This is a genomic window from Sphingomonas sp. BL-S-25 (genome assembly GCF_055521555.1).
In genome coordinates this window covers 4,488,298-4,505,723 of record NZ_CM145486.1, presented here as the reverse complement: position 1 = coordinate 4,505,723, position 17,426 = coordinate 4,488,298, and the positions used below count along the sequence as shown (strand labels likewise).

Genomic DNA, 17,426 nt, shown 5'->3' with positions numbered 1-17,426 from the left:
CATCGAGGTCATGCTGGCGGGCTCGCGGCCGAAAAGGCCGTTTTCGAGCGAGGGAGACGTTTGCCCGCCGCGAACGAGGGAGAAGCGGCAATGGCGTTTCTGAATTTTTCCGAACTGCAGGGCAGCCCGATCGCGGCGCCCGCCGATGTTGTCGACGCGAGCGGGTTCACCGGGCTCGAATGGTCGGTCATCGCGCTGGCGCAGAATGACAGGCTGTCGACGCTCGGCCGGCCCAGCCGGATGTCGGTGGCGCTGGGCGTCGTCTTCGGCGGCGAACGGCCCAACCCCAAGCTGGCCGATGCCCGGCTGGAAGCACTGCGCCGGATGGCCGTGCTGTCCTGGCATCGCGGCTACTCGGTCGCGGCGTCCGAGCTGGAGGCGTTCCACGCTGCCGGCTTTTCGCCTGCCCAATATGAAACCTTGCTGGAAAGCATCAGCCGCGGCCGGACCGCGCGGAACCGCAGGAACTGAACCATGAACATGGAAACGAAAATTGAAACCGCCGGTTCGGTGCCGGCGGGCGACGAGCCGCGCCTGCTCGACCGGTTTCGCTCGCTGCCCTTGTGGCAGCGGGGCGGCATCGTCGCGTCGCCGTTCGTCATCGCCGTCGCGCTGCTGAGCCTGGGCGGCAAGGAAGCGGCCGCAGTCGATGCGCCGCCTCCGCCGACCGTAACGGCCTCGACCCCGCTGGTGCGCGAGATCAACGAATGGGACGATTATGTCGGCCGGTTCGAGCCGAGCCGCAGCGTTGAGGTGCGTCCGCGCATTGCCGGCGAGGTGGTCGCGGTGCACTTCCAGGACGGCGCGGTCGTCCGCAAGGGCCAACTGCTCTACACGATCGACCCGCGCCCCTATCAGGCCGCACTGGCCGAAGCGCGTGCCGGCGTCGCCAGCGCCTCGGCGGAACTGACGCTGGCCCGCGCCAATCTGGAGCGTGCCGAGCGTCTGGTCGCGGTGGAAGCGGTGGCGAAGAGCGACATCGATCGCCTGCGCGCCTCGGTCCAGTCGGCCCAGGCCGCGCTGGCCGGTGCCCAGGCCCGGGTGCGCCAGCGCGCGCTGGACGTCGGCTTCACCCAGGTTCGCGCTCCGATCACCGGCCGCATTTCGGATCGCCGCGTTGATCCGGGCAATCTGGTGGCCGCAGGCGAGGGAGCGGGCAGCACCTTGCTGACCACGATCAACGCGCTCGACCCGATCTACTTCACCTTCGACGGGTCGGAGGCGCTGTTCCTCAAGACCAAGCGTGCGCAGGAAAAGGGTGCCGAGGCCTCGGCCGTCGAGATCCGCCTTCAGGACGAAGGCGAGTTCCGCTGGAAGGGCAAGCTCGACTTCACCGATAACGGGCTCGATCCCAAATCGGGAACGATCCGCGGCCGTGCCGTCCTGTCCAATCCCGACCTGTTCCTGACGCCCGGCATGTTCGGCAATATGCGGCTGTCGAGCGGCGGCACCGGTCAGGCGCTCATGGTCCCCGACGCGGCGATCACGACAGATCAGGCGCGCAAGATCGTGCTGGTCGTCGGGCAGGACGGGGTGGTGGCACCCAAGACCGTTCAGCTCGGCCCCGTGCTCGGCGGCCTGCGCATCGTCCGATCGGGCCTGGCGCCCAGCGACCGGGTGGTGATCAGCGGCACCCAGATGGCGATGCCCGGAAGCAAGGTGAATGTCCGTCAGGGCAGGATCCAGCCAAGCGGCCCCGCCGCCAAGGCTCCGGTCATTTCGGCTCCGGTCACGGGCGAAGCAACCTTCGCCCGCTGACCCTCCGCCGCCGGGTTCCCTCAAACCCTCGACCCGGCGGCGGAACCCTATTCAGACCTCTTGTCACGAGGAGCAGGCCATGCGCCTCTCGCGGTTCTTCATCACGCGCCCGATCTTCGCGGCCGTCATCGCGATCGTGATCACGATCGTGGGCGGGCTCGCCTATCTGGGCCTTCCCGTTTCGCAATATCCCAACATCGTTCCCCCCACGGTCACCGTCGCTGCCACCTATCCGGGTGCGTCGGCGGAGACCGTCGCCGAGACCGTCGCCGCCCCGATCGAACAGGAGATCAACGGCGTCGACAACATGCTCTACCAGTCTTCCCAGTCGACCGGTGACGGGCGGGTGACGATCACCGTCACCTTCAAGCAGGGCACCGACCTCGATGCCGCGCAGGTTCTGGTCCAGAACCGCGTGGCGATCGCGGTGCCCCGCCTGCCGCAGGAAGTGCAGCGGCTGGGCATCGTCACCAAGAAGACTACCCCGGACTTCCTGATGGTGGTCAATCTGGTCTCGCCCGACCGCTCGCTCGATACCCAATATCTGTCCAACTATGCGCTGACCCAGGTGAAGGATCGCCTGGCACGCATTGAGGGCGTGGGCGACGTGCAGTTGTTCGGCGCGCGCGACTATTCGATGCGCGTCTGGATCGATCCGGGCCGTGCCGCCGCGCTCAATCTGACCGCGGGCGACATCGTTCAGGCGCTTCGCGCGCAGAACGTCCAGGTCGCCGCCGGCACGCTGGGCCAGCCGCCCTATAATCAGGGCAACGCCTTCCAGCTCAATGTCGAGACGCAGGGCCGGCTGGTCGACCCGCAGCAATTCTCCAACGTCGTGATCCGGACCGATGCCGATGGGCGACAGGTCCGCGTGGCCGATGTCGCGCGCGTCGAACTGGGCGCCGCCGATTATTCGACCAACACGTATCTGTCGGGTGAGCCGACCGTTTTGCTGGGCGTGTTCCAGCGTCCGGGCTCCAACGCGCTCGCCGCCGCCCAGGCGATCGAGCACGAAATGAAGACGCTCGAAAAGCATTTCCCCAAGGGCCTGGCCTATGAGGTGATCTACAACCCCACCGACTTCATCGCCCAGTCGATCGACGAGGTAATGAAGACGCTGGGCGAGGCGATCGTGCTCGTCGTGCTCGTCATCATCGTCTTCCTCCAGCGCTGGCGCGCCGCGATCATTCCGGTCGTCGCCATCCCGGTCTCGCTGATCGGCACCTTCGCGGTGCTGCTGATGGTCGGCTATTCGCTCAACAATCTGTCGCTGTTCGGGCTGGTGCTCGCGATCGGCATCGTCGTCGACGACGCGATCGTCGTGGTCGAGAATGTCGAGCGCAACCTGTCACGCGGCATGACCCCACTCCAGGCGGCCTTCACCTCTATGGACGAGGTGTCGGCGGCGCTGGTCGCGATCGTCGCGGTGCTGTGCGCCGTGTTCATCCCGACTTTGTTCATGAACGGCATCTCCGGCGCCTTCTATCAGCAGTTCGCCGCGACCATCTCGACCGCGACGATCATCTCGCTGATCGTCTCGCTCACCCTGTCGCCGGCGCTCGCCGCGGTCCTGCTGAAGGGCCATGCCGAGGACAAACCGACGTCCAACCAGGTGATGCGCGGCATCCGCGCCGCGGGCGACTGGTTCAACCGCGGGTTCGAGCGGATGAGCGATCGCTACAGCCGCCTGACCCGTGCGCTCGTCACGCGGCCGAAGCGGGTGATGGTCACCTATGTCGGCTTGATCGCCGCGACGATCGGCCTGCTGTGGTCGACCCCGACCGGCTTCATCCCGATGCAGGATCAGGGCTACTTCCTGACCGTCATCCAGTTGCCGCCCGGCTCGTCTGTCGAGCGTACCGATGCGGTCATGCGCAAGGTGGCGCAGCGCATCCTGCCGCTGGAAGGCGTCAAGGGCGCGGTGATGCTGGCCGGCTTCGACGGCCCGTCGCAGACCCTCGCCCCCAACGCTGCCGCCGCCTATATCCCGCTGAAGGACTTCAAGGATCGCCGCGGCATCCATGTCGACCAGATTATGGACGAGGCGCGCAAGGCGACCGCGGACATCACCGAAGCCCGGCTGATGATCGTGCCGCCGCCCGTCATCCAGGGCATCGGCGCGGCCGGTGGCTTCCGGATGATGGTCCAGGACAAGGGTGGCCATGGCTATGAGGAGTTGGGCAAGCAGGCCTATGGTCTGATCGGCAAGGCGAACCAGGCCCCCGGTCTGGCTGGTGCCTATACGTTCTTCGATACCGCCACGCCGCGCATCTTCGCCGATATCGACCGGCGCAAGGCCGACATGCTGGGCGTCCCGCCCGAGCGGGTGTTCGAGGCGCTGAACGTCTATCTCGGCTCGGCCTTCGTCAACGACTTCAACCTGCTGGGCCGCACCTACCGGGTGACTGCCCAGGCCGATGCGCCCTTCCGTGCAACCGAGGCGGACATCGCCAATCTGAAGACCCGGTCGAACACCGGGGCGATGGTTCCGATCGGTTCGGTCGCGACGTTCGAGGACAAGACCGGCCCGTACCGCGTGGTTCGCTACAACATGTTCCCCGCGGTCGAGGTGGACGGCAACACGGCGCCGGGCTTCTCGTCGGGCCAGTCGCTGGTGACGATGGAGAAGCTCGCCGCCGAGACGCTGCCGGCCGGGTTCGACACCGAATGGACCGACATCGCCTTCCAGCAGGAGCTGGCCGGCAACACTGCGACGCTTGTCTTCGCGCTGGCGGTGGTGTTCGTCTTCCTGGTGCTGGCCGCGCAATATGAAAGCGTGGTGCTGCCGCTGTCGATCATCCTGATCGTGCCCATGTGTCTGCTCGCCGCAATGATCGGGGTGAACCTGAGGGGCATGGACAACAACGTCCTGACCCAGATCGGTCTGGTGGTGCTGATCGCACTGGCGGCCAAGAACGCGATCCTCGTGGTCGAGTTCGCCCGCCAGGCCGAGAGCATCGACGGCCTGTCCCCGATCGAGGCTGCCGTTCGCGCGGCGCAGGACCGGCTTCGCCCGATCCTGATGACCTCCTTCGCCTTCGTGCTCGGCGCGGTGCCGCTGCTGATCGCGACGGGTGCGGGCGCCGAGCTTCGCCAGGCGCTGGGCACCGCGGTGTTCTTCGGGATGCTCGGGGTCACGGGCTTCGGCCTGATCTTCACGCCGACCTTCTATGTCGTCTGCCGCGCGCTGGGGGATCGTCTCTCCCGCCGCCGCAAGCCGAAGGGCGGGGCAGGGGCCGCAGAGCCCCAGCTCCAGCCGGCCGAATAAGGAGCCATGCTCATGTATCGTTCGCTGATCGTAACCGTGTCCGCGCTGGCGCTTGCCGCCTGCGCGACCGGACCCGACCATGTCCCGCCGGCGACCCCCGCCGCCGCAGCCGGTCCGTTCGTTTCCACCAGTTCGGCGGTGTCGACCGATCCGGTCCAGGGCAACTGGTGGCGTCTCTACGATGATCCGGTCCTCGATCGGCTCGTCACCGATGCGCTCGCCGCCAATACCGATGTCCGCGCCGCCGTCGCCCGGATCGAGCGCGCCCGCGCCGATCTTCGCGGGTCGGGGGCGGCGCGGCTGCCCCAGGCAAATGCCGGCGCCAGTGCCAATTACGGCCGCACACCCGCGCAGCAGCGCCTGCCCGGCATGGACCGGGAGAATTGGCAGGTCGATGTCGGCCTGGACGTCTCGTACGAGGTCGACCTGTTCGGCCGTCTCGGCCGCGGGGTGGAGGCTGCGCGCGGCGATCTGGCCGCGGCGACCTTCGATGCCGCTGCCGTCCGGGTGATGGTGGCGGCGGAGACTGCGCGCGCCTATGCCGATGCCAGCTCGCTTGCGGCGCGGCTCGAAGTGGCCGAGCGGATCGTCGCGCTGCTCGACCGTTCGATCGACCTGACCGAGCGCCGCCGCACCGTCGGTCTGGCGACCCGGCTCGACACGTCGCGTATCGCCGCGCTGCGCAACCAGCGTCAGGCCGATGTGCCGGCGCTTGCCGCCCAGCGCGACGCAGCCCTGTTCCGCCTGGCGATGCTCACCGGCCGTGCCCCCGCGGACCTGCCGGCGGACGCGCGTCAGCGCAGCACGGCCTTGCTGCATATCGATCAGCCGATTCCGGTGGGCGACGGCGCCGCATTGCTCGCACGTCGCCCCGATATTCGCGCGGCCGAACGGCGCCTGGCGGCCGCGACCGCCCGGATCGGCGTGGCCACCGCGGATCTCTATCCACGGATCAGCCTGGGTGCGTCGGGCGGGTCGACCGGGATCGGTTTCGACGACATTTTCGGCGGCGGCCCGCTGCGCTGGCTGTTGGGTGGCCTGATCCGCTGGAACATCAATCCCGAGCCGGCGCGCGCCCGGATCGCGGCGGCCGAGGCGGACAGCCAGGTGGCGCTTGCCCAGTTCGACGGTACGGTGCTCGGCGCGCTGCGCGAGACCGAAACCGCGCTTTCTACCTATGCCCGCGTGATCGAGCAGCGCACCGCGCTGCAGACCGCGCGCAACGAAGCGCAGGTGGCGGTCGACATCGCCCGTGCCCGGCAGCGCGAGGGCGATATCGACTCGCTCGCCTTGCTCGATGCCGAGCGGACTTTCGCCGATGCCGAAGCGGCGCTGGCGGCGGCCGACGCGTCGATCGCGGGTGCGCAGATCGACCTGTTCCGCGCGCTGGGCGGCGGCTGGGGCCAGCCGACAAGCTGACCCCGTCCGTCGCGGCCGGCGCGCGACGGGGTTGCGTCACGGCAGGCGAGGGGCGCAAGGCGTGGCCATGACCAGACCCGTGATCGCCGTGAACCCGGCGCTGATGCCCCGCCTCTCGCCGCTGATCGAGCATCGCTACACCCTGGTCGATGGCGATGGCCCTGATGCTGGTGCCGCGATCGCGCTGATTCCGGGCGGCGGATCGCGCGTCGACGGGGCGGCGATGGATGCCTTGCCCGCGCTGGAGCTGATCGCGGTGCACGGCGTCGGTTATGACGGCGTCGACGTCGCGGCGGCGACGGCGCGGGGTATCCGGGTGACCAACACGCCCGACGTCCTCACCGACGATGTTGCCGACCTTGCCGTCGCGCTGATGGTGTCGGTCTATCGCGGTATCGCCACCGGCGACCGGCTGGTGCGCCGCGGAGGCTGGACGGCGGGAGAGGCGTTTCCCCTTGGTCACCGCGCGAGCGGGCGGCGCGTCGGCATCGCCGGCCTGGGCCGGATCGGCAAGGCGATCGCGCGGCGGCTGGAGGCGATGGACTGCACCATCGCCTATAGCGGTCGCCATCGGCAGGAAGGTGTCGCCCATCCCTATCATCCCGACCTGGTGTCGCTGGCAGGCGCAGTCGAAGCGCTGATCCTCGTCCTGCCCGGCGGGGCGGCTACCGACCGGCTCGTCGGGGCAGAGGTGCTCGATGCGCTGGGCCCCGACGGGGTGCTGATCAATGTCGGGCGCGGCAACGCGGTCGACCAGCCGGCGCTGGTTGCCGCATTGACCGACGGGAGGATTGCCGGGGCAGGGCTGGACGTGTTCGCCGACGAACCCAACGTGCCGGCCGAACTGCTCGGGATGGACCAGGTCGTGCTCCAGCCGCATCGCGGCAGCGCGACCGTCGAGACGCGGTTGGCGATGCTCGACCTGGTCATCGCCAATATCGACGCGCATGTCGCGGGGCGGGCGCTGCCGACCCCGGTCACCTGATCCGCGCCGACAGGCGAGCGGCGGAGCCCCGAAGGGCCCCGCCGTCGTCATCAGCGCAGGATGTTGGCGAACACTGCGGCAACCAGGCCGCTGGTGATGCCGACCAGCACCGCGTCATTGCCCGACTGGACATAGCGATAGCCGCGCGGCGGGGCCTTCAGCCGGCCGTGATAGTTGCGATAGTCGACCTGGCGGTAATTGCGTGCCTGGCGATAGTCGAACCGCTCGCCCTTGCGCCACGAGGTGCGGTACTGGGGGGCGGGCTTGCGGACGGTCTGCTTCACCACGGTGCGGCCATTGGGCTTGTGCTTGACCACCGTCTTGGTGACCTGGTGCCGCTGCTGGGCAGGGGCGGCCAGGACCGGGGTGGCGACCATCGAAACGGCGGCGACTGCCAGCATGAACTTCTTCACGATTTTTCTCCTCAATCGAGACACCGGGCCATCCGGCGTTGAGGTCAATCTGGGGACCGCGTGTCGCAGGCGTTTGTCGCGTTGCCGCTGAAATGGTCGCAAAGTGTCGCCGGTGCTGGGCTTGGCATCGCCGCGCAACTTTTCTAACGCGCGCCATTCACCATTTACGGAGCCAGCCATGCGCGCATTCATCTTCCCCGGCCAGGGCAGCCAGGCCGTCGGCATGGGCAAGGCGCTTGCCGAAGCCAGCGCGGCAGCGCGCGAGGTTTTCCAGGAAGTCGACGAGGCGCTGGGCCAGAATCTCTTCAAGCTGATGTCCGAGGGCCCCGAGGATCAGCTGGTCCTGACCGCCAATGCCCAGCCGGCGATCATGGCCAACGCGATTGCGGTGCTTCGCGTACTGGAGAAGGAAGGCGGCATCCGCCTGGCCGAGAAGGCCGACTTCGTCGCGGGCCATTCGCTGGGCGAATATAGCGCGCTGTGCGCCGCCGGCGCGATCGACCTGTCGACCACCGCCCGGCTGCTGCGCATCCGCGGCGACGCGATGCAGGCCGCTGTGCCGGTCGGTGTCGGCGCGATGGCCGCGCTGCTCGGCGCCGACCTGACCAAGGCGCAGGCGATCGCCGATGCGGCGGCCGAGGGCGAGGTGTGCACCGTCGCCAACGACAATGACCCGACCCAGGTCGTGATCTCGGGCGCCAAGACGGCGATCGACCGCGCGGTCGCCATCGCCAAGGATCACGGCGCCAAGCGCGCGCTGCTGCTGCCGGTGTCGGCGCCGTTCCACTGCCCGCTGATGCAGCCCGCCGCCGATGCGATGGAAAAGGCCCTGGCAGACGTCGCTATCCAGGCGCCGCTAGTCCCGGTCTATGCCAATGTCACCGCCGCCCCGGTCAGCGACCCCGCGACGATCCGCACGCTGCTGGTCGAGCAGGTCACCGGCATGGTCCGCTGGCGCGAATCGGTCGCCGCTATGTTCGCCGCCGACGTCACCGACTTCGTCGAACTGGGCGGCAAGGTGCTGGGCGGCATGGTCAAGCGCATCACTCCCGACGCGACGGTCACCAGCGTCGTCACGATGGACGACATCGAGGCGCTGGCGAAGGCGCTCTGAATGTAGGAAGATTTATTTCGCGCAGAGACGCCGAGGCGCAGAGAGCGAGCGTGTGACGGATATCGACCGGATCAGCGGAGACGTCATCGACGTGGCGATGAGGATCCATCGCGAGCTCGGCCCGGGGCTCCTCGAATCCGTATATGAGACGGTGCTCGCGGCTAAGCTGATCTCGATGGGCTATGCCGTCGCGCGGCAGAAGCCTGTCGATATCATGTTCGAGGATGTGCGGTTCGAGGCGGCGTTCCGGATCGACCTGCTGATCGATGGGCGACTGCTGGTCGAGGTCAAGTCGGTAGATCAACTCCATGCCGCCCACGCGAAGCAGCTTCTCACCTATCTGCGTTTGACCGGGCAGCCCGTCGGGCTGCTTCTCAATTTCGGCGGAGCGACGCTCAAGGAAGGCATTCGACGGCTGGTCAACAATCACGACCCCTCTGCGCCTCCGCGTCTCTGCGCGAACAACTGACTGTCTATCTGCTTACAAAGGAAACGAAGATGTTCGACCTCACAGGCATGACTGCCCTCGTCACCGGCGCCTCGGGCGGGATCGGTTCGGCGATCGCGCGCGGGCTGGCGGCGCAGGGGGCGCGGCTGGCGGTTTCGGGATCGAATGCCGAGAAGCTGGAGGCGTTCCGCGCCGAGCTGGGCGGCGATCACGTCGCGCTGGCGTGCAACCTGTCCGACGCGGCCGAGGTCGATGCGCTGGTGCCGCGCGCGGTCGAGGCGCTTGGCAGGCTCGACATCCTCGTCAACAATGCCGGCGTAACCCGCGACAATCTGGCGATGCGGATGAAGGACGAGGAGTGGGACCAGGTCATCACCGTCAATCTCGAGGCTGCCTTCCGCCTGATCCGCGCCGCTGCCAAGCCGATGATGAAGGCGCGCTTCGGCCGTGTCATCTCGATCACCTCGGTGGTCGGCCAGACCGGCAATCCGGGTCAGGCCAATTATGCCGCGTCCAAGGCCGGCCTGGTCGGCATGTCCAAGGCGCTGGCGCAGGAACTGGCCAGCCGCAACATCACCGTGAACTGCGTCGCTCCGGGCTTCATCCGCTCAGCGATGACCGACGTGCTGCCCGAGGCGCAGAAGGCCGCGCTGCTCGGCCGGATCCCGGCGGGCGACCTGGGCACGGGCGAGGATATCGCGGCAGCCGTCGTCTATCTCGCCAGCAAGGATGCGGGCTATGTCACCGGCCAGACCATTCACGTGAATGGCGGCATGGCGATGGTATGATCGCAGGCCTCAATCTGAACCCATAATGGATGTGTGCCGGCACTCGTCGCGTCTGAAACGGTGCTGATCGACTTCCGACGCAACAGTTCGCCCACAGGGCCGCGGCCCTCTTGCAACCGCGTTGGCAGCGCTCTACGTGCGGTTGACGAATTCAGAGCCCCAACAGAAGGAAAACAGGGACCATGAGCACCGAGGAACGCGTCAAGACGATCGTGGTCGATCACCTCGGCGTCGAAGCCAGCGAAGTGAAGCCGGAAGCCAGCTTCATCGACGATCTGGGCGCCGACAGCCTCGACATCGTCGAGCTGGTGATGGCCTTCGAGGAAGAGTTCGGCGTCGAGATTCCCGACGACGCGGCTGAGAAGATCACGACCGTGGGTGACGCGATCAAGTATATCAGCGAGCACCAGGGCGCCTGAGGCGTCCAACGCGGCTGTGCCTCATGGCCGGCAGTGAAAGTTAAGCGGCTTCCCGCCTCGGACGTGGCATCACGAGGGGCGGGGAGCCGTTTTGTTTATGCGCAGCGCTTTTGCGACTATGCGCGTTTCGAATCTGATAAAGTTTGACGGAGACACAGGATGCGCCGTGTAGTCGTGACCGGGCTCGGGCTCGTCACCCCGCTGGGAGCGGATGTCGAAACCGCCTGGAAGAATATCATCGCTTCCAAATCGGGCGCGGCGACCATCACCCGCTTCGATGCCACCGACTTCCAGACCAACTATGCCTGCGAAGTGAAGCCCGCCGACCATGAATATGGCTTCGACGCGGGCAAGCGCGTCGATCACAAGATCCAGCGCCAGGTCGATCCGTTCATCGTCTACGGCATCGACGCCGCCGGCCAGGCGATCGAGGATGCCGGTCTGACCGACATGAGCGAAGAGCTGCGCTTCCGCGCGGGCTGCTCGATCGGGGCGGGCATTGGCGGCCTGCCGGGCATCGAGAGCGAATCGCTGGTGCTGGCGGAAAAGGGCCCCAAGCGGGTGTCGCCGCACTTCGTTCATGGCCGCCTGATCAACCTGATCTCGGGTCAGGTCTCGATCAAATACGGCCTGATGGGTCCGAATCACGCGGTCGTCACCGCCTGCTCGACCGGCGCCCATTCGATCGGCGACGCAGCGCGCATGATCGCGATGGACGATGCCGACGTGATGCTCGCGGGCGGCGCCGAAAGCGCGATCTGCCCGATCGGCATCGCGGGGTTCGGCCAGGCGCGTGCGTTGTCGACGGGCTTCCGCGACGATCCCACCCGCGCCAGCCGTCCCTATGACGTCGATCGCGACGGGTTCGTGATGGGCGAGGGCGCCGGCGTCGTCGTGCTCGAGGAATATGAGCACGCCAAGGCGCGCGGGGCGAAGATCTATGCCGAGGTGGTCGGCTATGGCCTGTCGGGCGACGCCTATCACGTCACCGCGCCGCATCCCGAGGGCTCGGGCGCGTTCCGGTCGATGCAGATGGCGATGCGCAAGTCGGGTCTCGACCTGTCGGACATCGACTATGTCAACGCGCACGGCACCTCGACGCCGCTCGGCGACGAGCTCGAACTGGGTGCGGTCCGCCGGCTGTTCGGCAGCAATATCGGCAGCCTGTCGATGTCCTCGACCAAGTCGGCGATCGGCCATCTGCTGGGCGGCGCAGGCGCGGTGGAGAGCATCTTCTGCATCCTCGCGCTGCGCGACCAGATCGTGCCGCCGACGCTCAATCTCGACAATCCGAGCGAGAATTGCGCGGGCGTCGATCTCGTTCCGCACGTCGCCAAGGAGCGCAAGGTGAAGGCCGTGCTGAACAACTCGTTCGGCTTCGGCGGCACCAATGCCAGCCTGGTGATGAAAGCTGTCTGATCCGGTCCAGCAGGCGAGCCCGGCCGTTCCCCCCGCGCCGCCGGCGCGGAAGCGGGGAAGGGTCGGGTGCGTCCTGTTGATCGCGACGCTCCTGCTCGCCATCGCCGGTGGGGCGCTGGCAGTGCATTTGTGGCGCGGGACCGGCCCTTCAAGGGCGGATACGACGGTGATCGTCCCCGTCGGTGCCAGTCTCAACCGCGCGGCCGACGCGCTGGAAAAAGCCGGCACCGTCCGGTCGGCGCGGATGTTCGTGCTGTTTTCGAAGATCCTCGGCAGCGGTGAACCGATCAAGGCAGGCGAATATCGCTTCAAGGCGGGCGAGAGCCAGTCGAACATCCTGAGGCTGATGCAGAGCGGTCGCACGCTTCAGCGAATGGTGACGATCACTCCGGGCATGCCCTCGATCCTCGCCTATGAGGCGCTGATGAAGGCCGATCACCTGACCGGCGACGCTGCTGTCCCGGCGGAGGGGTCGCTCCTGCCCGACAGTTACGCCTATAATCGCGGCGACACGCGCCAGTCCGTGCTCGACCGGATGCAGAAGGCGATGCGCGACTATCTGGCCGCTGCCTGGGCGCGGCGGTCGCCGGGAATCGCGGTCAGCACGCCCGAACAGGCGGTGATCCTCGCCTCGATCATCGAGAAGGAGACCGGCAAACCGTCCGAGCGCCGCCTGGTGGCGGGCGTCTATTCGAACCGGCTGAAGCGCGGCATGAAGCTCCAGGCCGACCCGACGATCATCTATCCGATCACCAGGGGCAAGCCGCTGGGTCGCCGCATCCTGCGGTCGGAAATCGATGCGGTGAACGACTATAACACCTATTCGATGGTCGGCCTGCCAAAGGGTCCGATCGCCAATCCCAGCCGGGAATCTATCGACGCGGCGCTGAACCCGGAGCGGACCAACTCGGTCTATTTCGTCGCGGACGGCACCGGTGGCCATGTGTTTGCTGATACACTCGACCAGCATAACGCCAATGTCGCCAAGTGGCGCGACATCCGCCGCGCGCGGGGCGAGATTCAGTAAAGTTCGGATTCTCCCCGCAGCGAGATCCCCAAACAAAAGAGCGCCGGCCTGTCCTGGGACAGGCCGGCGCTCTTTTCGTGCCAGCACTGCATCGTGCCGCCCGCGCCTCAGCGCGGCAGGGCGGCCGCCTCGCGTGCCTTGGCCTCGACTTCTTCCAGCGACCCGGTCGCGATCCAGCTGCCGCCGACGCACAGCACGGGGTCGAAGGCGAGCCATTCGGGCGCGCTGGCCAGGGTGATCCCGCCGGTCGGGCAGAATTTCGCCTGATAGAAGGGCGCGGCCAGCGCCTTGAGTGCCTTCAGTCCGCCCGACGTTTCGGCGGGGAAGAACTTGAAATGCTCCAGACCCAGGTCGAGCCCGCGCATGATGTCGCCGGCGGTCGCGGTTCCCGGCAGGAACGGCACGCCGCTGGCGATGATCGGATCGGCCAGCTTCTCGGTCAGGCCGGGGGAGACGATGAACTCCGCACCTGCATCCATCACCTGCGCGAACTGCTGCTCGGTCACGACCGTGCCCGCGCCGACGATCGCGCCGAGGACCTGCTTCATCTCGCGGATCGCGTCGAGCGCGGCCGGGGTGCGCATCGTGACTTCCAGGACGCGCAGACCGCCGCGCACCAGCGCTTCGGCCAGCGGCTTCGCCTCGGCCGCGTCATGGATCACCAGCACCGGGATGACCGGTGCGGTCCGCATGATGGCCTCGATGCCGGACTCGATGCTCATGATGCGTGCTCCTGTGCGAATGCCGCAGCCGCGCCGTACAGGCCGGGCTCGGGATGGGTGATCAGCTTGACCGGGATGGAAGACATCAGATTGCGGAACCTTCCCTTGGCGACGAACCGTTCGCCAAAGCCCGATTGCAGCAGATGGTCCTTCAGCCGCAAGCCCAAACCGCCCGCGATCACCACGCCGGTCGGGCCGTGCGCCAGCGCCAGGTCGCCCGCAACCGCGCCAAGACTCAGGCAGAAGCGATCGAGCGCGGCGACGGCCAGGCTGTCCTGACCCTCCAGCGCCATCTGCCAGATCGTCTTGTCGTCGCGCGAGGCGATCGGCTTGCCCTCGATTTCGGCCAGCGTCTCATAAATGGCGACGATGCCGGGGCCCGCGACGATCCGCTCGGACGAGACGCGGTTATAGGTCTTGCGCAGCCGCTTGACGATCGCATCCTCGATGCCGTCCAGCGGGGCAAAATCCATATGGCCGCCCTCGGTGGCGATGATCTCGTATCCGCCCTTGTGACGGAACACCTGCGCCACGCCCAGACCGGTGCCGGGCCCGCAGACGGTCAGCGATCCGCGATCGGGCAGCGTCTCGTCCGGGCCGCACAGATGCTGGAACGAGTCCGGACCCAGCTGGGCGACGGCATGGCCGATCGCCTCGAAGTCGTTGACCAGCTTCCAGATATCGGCGCCAAGCCGCTGCGGGATCAGCTGCGGACGGATGATCCACGGATTGTTGGTCAGCTTGATCAGCTCGCCATTGATCGGCGAGGCCACTGCGATCGCCGCCGCCTTCGGCAGCGGGCGTCCGATCGTCTCGCCGTAAGCCTGCCATGCCAGCTGAAGGCTCGAATGCTCGGCGACCTTCTGCTTCACCGTCTCGCTCATCGAGACGACGCGGCCATCCGCGACCTCGGCGATCGCGAAACGCGCATGGGTCCCACCGATATCGACCGCAACGACTTCCATGCACTCTCCCCGCACCGTTTGGGACGCCTTATCGGCAACGGACGCGAATGTCATCGTTGTCAGGCCAGTAATTTTCAGAGGTCCGCTGCGGCAAGCATCGCCGACCCGCCCAGTTCGGCCTCGCACGCGCCGATCCGCATCATCGCGAAAAGTTCGCGGCCGGTGCCGGTTGCCGGGGGCGGGGGGACGGCATGGTCGCGTGCAGCCCATTCGGCCGGATCGACCCGCGCCTCAAGGATACCCTCTTCGGCGCACAGCTTGACGATGTCGCCGTCGCGCAGCTTGCCCAGTGGACCGCCGCCCAGCGCCTCGGGGCTGACATGGATCGCCGCCGGCACCTTGCCCGACGCACCCGACATGCGGCCATCGGTGACCAGAGCCACCCGGAAGCCCTTGTTCTGGAGCACGCCCAGCGGCGGGGTAAGCTTATGCAGCTCGGGCATGCCATTGGCACGCGGCCCCTGGAAGCGCATCACCACCACGACATCGCGGTCGAGTTCGCCCGCCTTGAACGCGTCCTGGACTTGCTGCTGCTCGTTGAACACGCGGCACGGCGCCTCGATCGTCCAGCGGTCGCGCTCGACCGCGCTCACCTTGATGCAGGCACGGCCGAGATTGCCCGCCAGGATGCGGAAGCCTCCCTCGTCGGAGAAGGGGTCGTCGATCGTGCGGACGATCGAGGTGTCGCCACTGATTGCCGGAAGCTCGGGCCAGGCAAGCGAGTTGCTCTCGTCGATCACCGGCTTGCGCCCATAGGCAGCCATGCCGTCCTTCGCGATCGTCAGCGCGTCGCCATGCATCAGTCCGCCGCGCAGCAGTTCGCGGATGACGAAGGCCGGACCACCGGCATCCTCGAATCCGTTCACATCGGCCGAACCGTTGGGATAGACGCGGGTCAGCAGCGGGACGACACGCGAGAGGCGGTCGAAATCCTCCCAGTCGATCGTGACGCCCGCCGCCCGGGCAATCGCGGGCAGATGGATCAGGTGATTGGTCGATCCGCCGGTGGCGAGCAGCGCGATCGCGGCGTTCACCACCGCCTTCTCGTCGACGACATGGCCCAGCGGGCGGTAATCGTCGCCGTTCCAGCCGATTTCGGTCAGGCGATGTACCGCCGCGCGGGTCAGTTCCTGGCGCAGCTTCGTGCCCGGATTGGCGAAGGCGGCGCCGGGGATGTGCAGCCCCATCGCCTCCATCATCATCTGGTTGGAATTGGCGGTGCCGTAGAAGGTGCAGGTGCCCTTGGAGTGATAGGCCGAGATTTCCGCTTCGAGCAGTTCCTCTCGGCTCGCCTTGCCCTCGGCATAGCGTTCACGGACCGCCGCCTTTTCCTTGTTGGGCAGGCCCGACCGCATCGGGCCGCCCGGCACCAGCAGCATCGGCAGATGGCCGAAGCGCAGCGCGCCCATCAGCAGCCCCGGCACGATCTTGTCGCAGATGCCGAGCAGCGCCGCGCCCTCGAAGGTGCGATGGCTCAGCGCGATCGCGGTGCTCAGCGCGATGGTGTCGCGGCTGAACAACGACAATTCCATGCCCTGATAGCCCTGCGTCACCCCGTCGCACATCGCCGGTACGCCGCCCGCGACCTGCGCGCTTGCGCCTGCCTCGATGGCCCACAGCTTCATCTGTTCGGGATAGCGGTAATAGACCGCATGCGCCGACAGCAGGTCGTTGTACGAGGTGACGATGCCGATGTTCATCGACTTGCCGGCAGTCAGCCGCTCGCGCTGTTCGTCGGTCCCGGCATAGGCATGCGCCAGATTGGCGCAGCCCAGCTTGGGGCGATCATTCCCCGAATCGCGCTCATGCTCGATCAGCGCCAGATAGGCGGCGCGCTTCTCCCGCGACCGGTCGATGATGCGATCGGTGACGGCGGCGATTTCGGGGTGGAGCGTCATGTCAGGGGGCCCAGTGCACGTCGAGCGGCAGTTCGACATCGGCCAGGATGCGGCCGACCGGATAGGGGGAGGAAGCGCCTCCGGCGATCGCGGCCTCGAGCACGTCGCGCTTGGCCTGGCCGGTGATCGCGATCATCAGCGCGCGGGCAGTGACGATCGCCTCGCGGGTCAGCGTGACGCGCGCGACCGGCGCCTCGGGCGGCAGTGGATCGGGCATGACTCCCAGCGCGCGGCGCTCCTTCGGACCGTTGAGCGCCTCGTCATAATCGGGGCCGGGGAAGATCGATGCGGCATGGCCGTCGCCGCCCACGCCCAGCAAGCACAGGTCGAGCGGCCAGTGAAGGTCCTGGAGCAGCGCATCGGCGGCGCGGCCGGCCGCCTTGTAATCGGCGACGGTCGAGCTGATCAGCGGGATCACGCGCGCGCCCTTGGGCAGGAAGATCTTGCCGATCGCGGTGACATTCGACAGCGGATCGCCCAGCGGTACCATGCGGTCGTCGCCGGGGACGATCGTCACCCGCTTCCAGTCGATCTTGGCCTTGGCCAGCTTCTCGTAGATGGGCAGCGGCGTCTTGCCGCCCGACAACGCGATGACTGCCGCGCCGCGCGCGTCGATCGCGCTTTCGATGATGAAGCCGACATCGCCGGCGACGGCATCGGCCATCTCGTCGGCGTCGTCATACTCCCACCATTCGATTTCGGTCGTCATGTCAGCTCCTTGAATCAATCGGATGGGTCATCCTGCAACGGACGAGAGGCCATGGGGTTCGTCCCCGGGCAAAT

The 17,426-nt window shown here is 67.3% G+C and carries 16 protein-coding genes; 11 read left to right on the top strand and 5 right to left on the bottom strand.

Annotated features, from left to right (window positions below):
• Window positions 1-90: 90 nt before the first annotated feature.
• The 5 genes from ACZ1H8_RS21755 (at window position 91) to ACZ1H8_RS21735 (ending at window position 7,430) form a co-directional block, all read left to right on the top strand.
• Entirely contained in the window at window positions 91-471 is a 381-nt protein-coding gene (locus tag ACZ1H8_RS21755; protein WP_110153262.1) for a hypothetical protein, read from the top strand.
• A 3-nt stretch (window positions 472-474) separates the two neighbouring features.
• A complete protein-coding gene (locus ACZ1H8_RS21750) occupies window positions 475-1,758 on the top strand; it encodes an efflux RND transporter periplasmic adaptor subunit (protein WP_465179330.1) in 1,284 nt (427 codons plus the stop codon).
• Window positions 1,759-1,837: 79 nt separating this feature from the next.
• Window positions 1,838-5,026 (top strand): efflux RND transporter permease subunit, encoded by a 3,189-nt coding sequence (locus ACZ1H8_RS21745; RefSeq protein ID WP_465179329.1) that lies wholly within the window; start codon window positions 1,838-1,840, stop codon window positions 5,024-5,026.
• A gap of 6 nt (window positions 5,027-5,032) precedes the next feature.
• Window positions 5,033-6,445 carry an efflux transporter outer membrane subunit gene (locus ACZ1H8_RS21740; protein ID WP_465179328.1) on the top strand — a complete coding sequence of 471 codons (1,413 nt, stop codon included), beginning with the start codon at window positions 5,033-5,035 and terminating at the stop codon, window positions 6,443-6,445.
• Window positions 6,446-6,512: 67 nt separating this feature from the next.
• Window positions 6,513-7,430, top strand: coding sequence for a 2-hydroxyacid dehydrogenase (locus ACZ1H8_RS21735; protein WP_465179327.1), 918 nt, complete (start codon window positions 6,513-6,515; stop codon window positions 7,428-7,430).
• A 50-nt stretch (window positions 7,431-7,480) separates the two neighbouring features.
• On the opposite strand, the gene ACZ1H8_RS21730 is transcribed toward ACZ1H8_RS21735, so the two are convergent.
• Window positions 7,481-7,843, bottom strand: a complete 363-nt coding sequence (locus ACZ1H8_RS21730) for an RcnB family protein (protein ID WP_465179326.1) — start codon at window positions 7,841-7,843, stop codon at window positions 7,481-7,483.
• A 178-nt stretch (window positions 7,844-8,021) separates the two neighbouring features.
• Here ACZ1H8_RS21730 and fabD point away from each other — a divergent pair, with 178 nt between their 5' ends.
• The 6 genes from fabD (at window position 8,022) to mltG (ending at window position 13,058) form a co-directional block, all read left to right on the top strand.
• The gene (gene fabD / locus ACZ1H8_RS21725; protein WP_465179325.1) at window positions 8,022-8,957 is read left to right on the top strand and encodes an ACP S-malonyltransferase; all 936 of its coding nucleotides are present in this window, start codon (window positions 8,022-8,024) and stop codon (window positions 8,955-8,957) included.
• 52 nt (window positions 8,958-9,009) lie between these two features.
• Window positions 9,010-9,426, top strand: coding sequence for a GxxExxY protein (locus tag ACZ1H8_RS21720; RefSeq protein ID WP_465179324.1), 417 nt, complete (start codon window positions 9,010-9,012; stop codon window positions 9,424-9,426).
• Window positions 9,427-9,455: 29 nt separating this feature from the next.
• Window positions 9,456-10,193, top strand: coding sequence for a 3-oxoacyl-[acyl-carrier-protein] reductase (gene fabG, locus ACZ1H8_RS21715; RefSeq protein ID WP_465179323.1), 738 nt, complete (start codon window positions 9,456-9,458; stop codon window positions 10,191-10,193).
• A gap of 182 nt (window positions 10,194-10,375) precedes the next feature.
• Complete coding sequence (locus tag ACZ1H8_RS21710) at window positions 10,376-10,612, top strand: acyl carrier protein (RefSeq protein WP_110153256.1); 237 nt, start codon at window positions 10,376-10,378, stop codon at window positions 10,610-10,612.
• Window positions 10,613-10,771: 159 nt separating this feature from the next.
• Window positions 10,772-12,031: a beta-ketoacyl-ACP synthase II gene (fabF, locus tag ACZ1H8_RS21705; protein WP_465179322.1), complete on the top strand. Its 1,260-nt coding sequence runs from the start codon at window positions 10,772-10,774 to the stop codon at window positions 12,029-12,031.
• Between the two features lie 76 nt (window positions 12,032-12,107).
• A complete protein-coding gene (gene mltG / locus ACZ1H8_RS21700; RefSeq protein WP_465179321.1) occupies window positions 12,108-13,058 on the top strand; it encodes an endolytic transglycosylase MltG in 951 nt (316 codons plus the stop codon).
• 107 nt (window positions 13,059-13,165) lie between these two features.
• On the opposite strand, the gene eda is transcribed toward mltG, so the two are convergent.
• The 4 genes from eda to pgl form a co-directional block, all read right to left on the bottom strand.
• Window positions 13,166-13,780, bottom strand: coding sequence for a bifunctional 4-hydroxy-2-oxoglutarate aldolase/2-dehydro-3-deoxy-phosphogluconate aldolase (gene eda, locus ACZ1H8_RS21695; protein ID WP_465179320.1), 615 nt, complete (start codon window positions 13,778-13,780; stop codon window positions 13,166-13,168).
• The gene (gene glk / locus ACZ1H8_RS21690) at window positions 13,777-14,745 is read right to left on the bottom strand and encodes a glucokinase (protein ID WP_465179319.1); all 969 of its coding nucleotides are present in this window, start codon (window positions 14,743-14,745) and stop codon (window positions 13,777-13,779) included. The genes eda and glk overlap by 4 nt, the downstream gene beginning before the upstream one ends.
• A gap of 74 nt (window positions 14,746-14,819) precedes the next feature.
• A complete protein-coding gene (gene edd / locus ACZ1H8_RS21685; protein WP_465179318.1) occupies window positions 14,820-16,643 on the bottom strand; it encodes a phosphogluconate dehydratase in 1,824 nt (607 codons plus the stop codon).
• A 1-nt stretch (window position 16,644) separates the two neighbouring features.
• Window positions 16,645-17,352, bottom strand: a complete 708-nt coding sequence (gene pgl / locus ACZ1H8_RS21680) for a 6-phosphogluconolactonase (RefSeq protein WP_465179317.1) — start codon at window positions 17,350-17,352, stop codon at window positions 16,645-16,647.
• Between the last annotated feature and the right edge of the window lie 74 nt (window positions 17,353-17,426).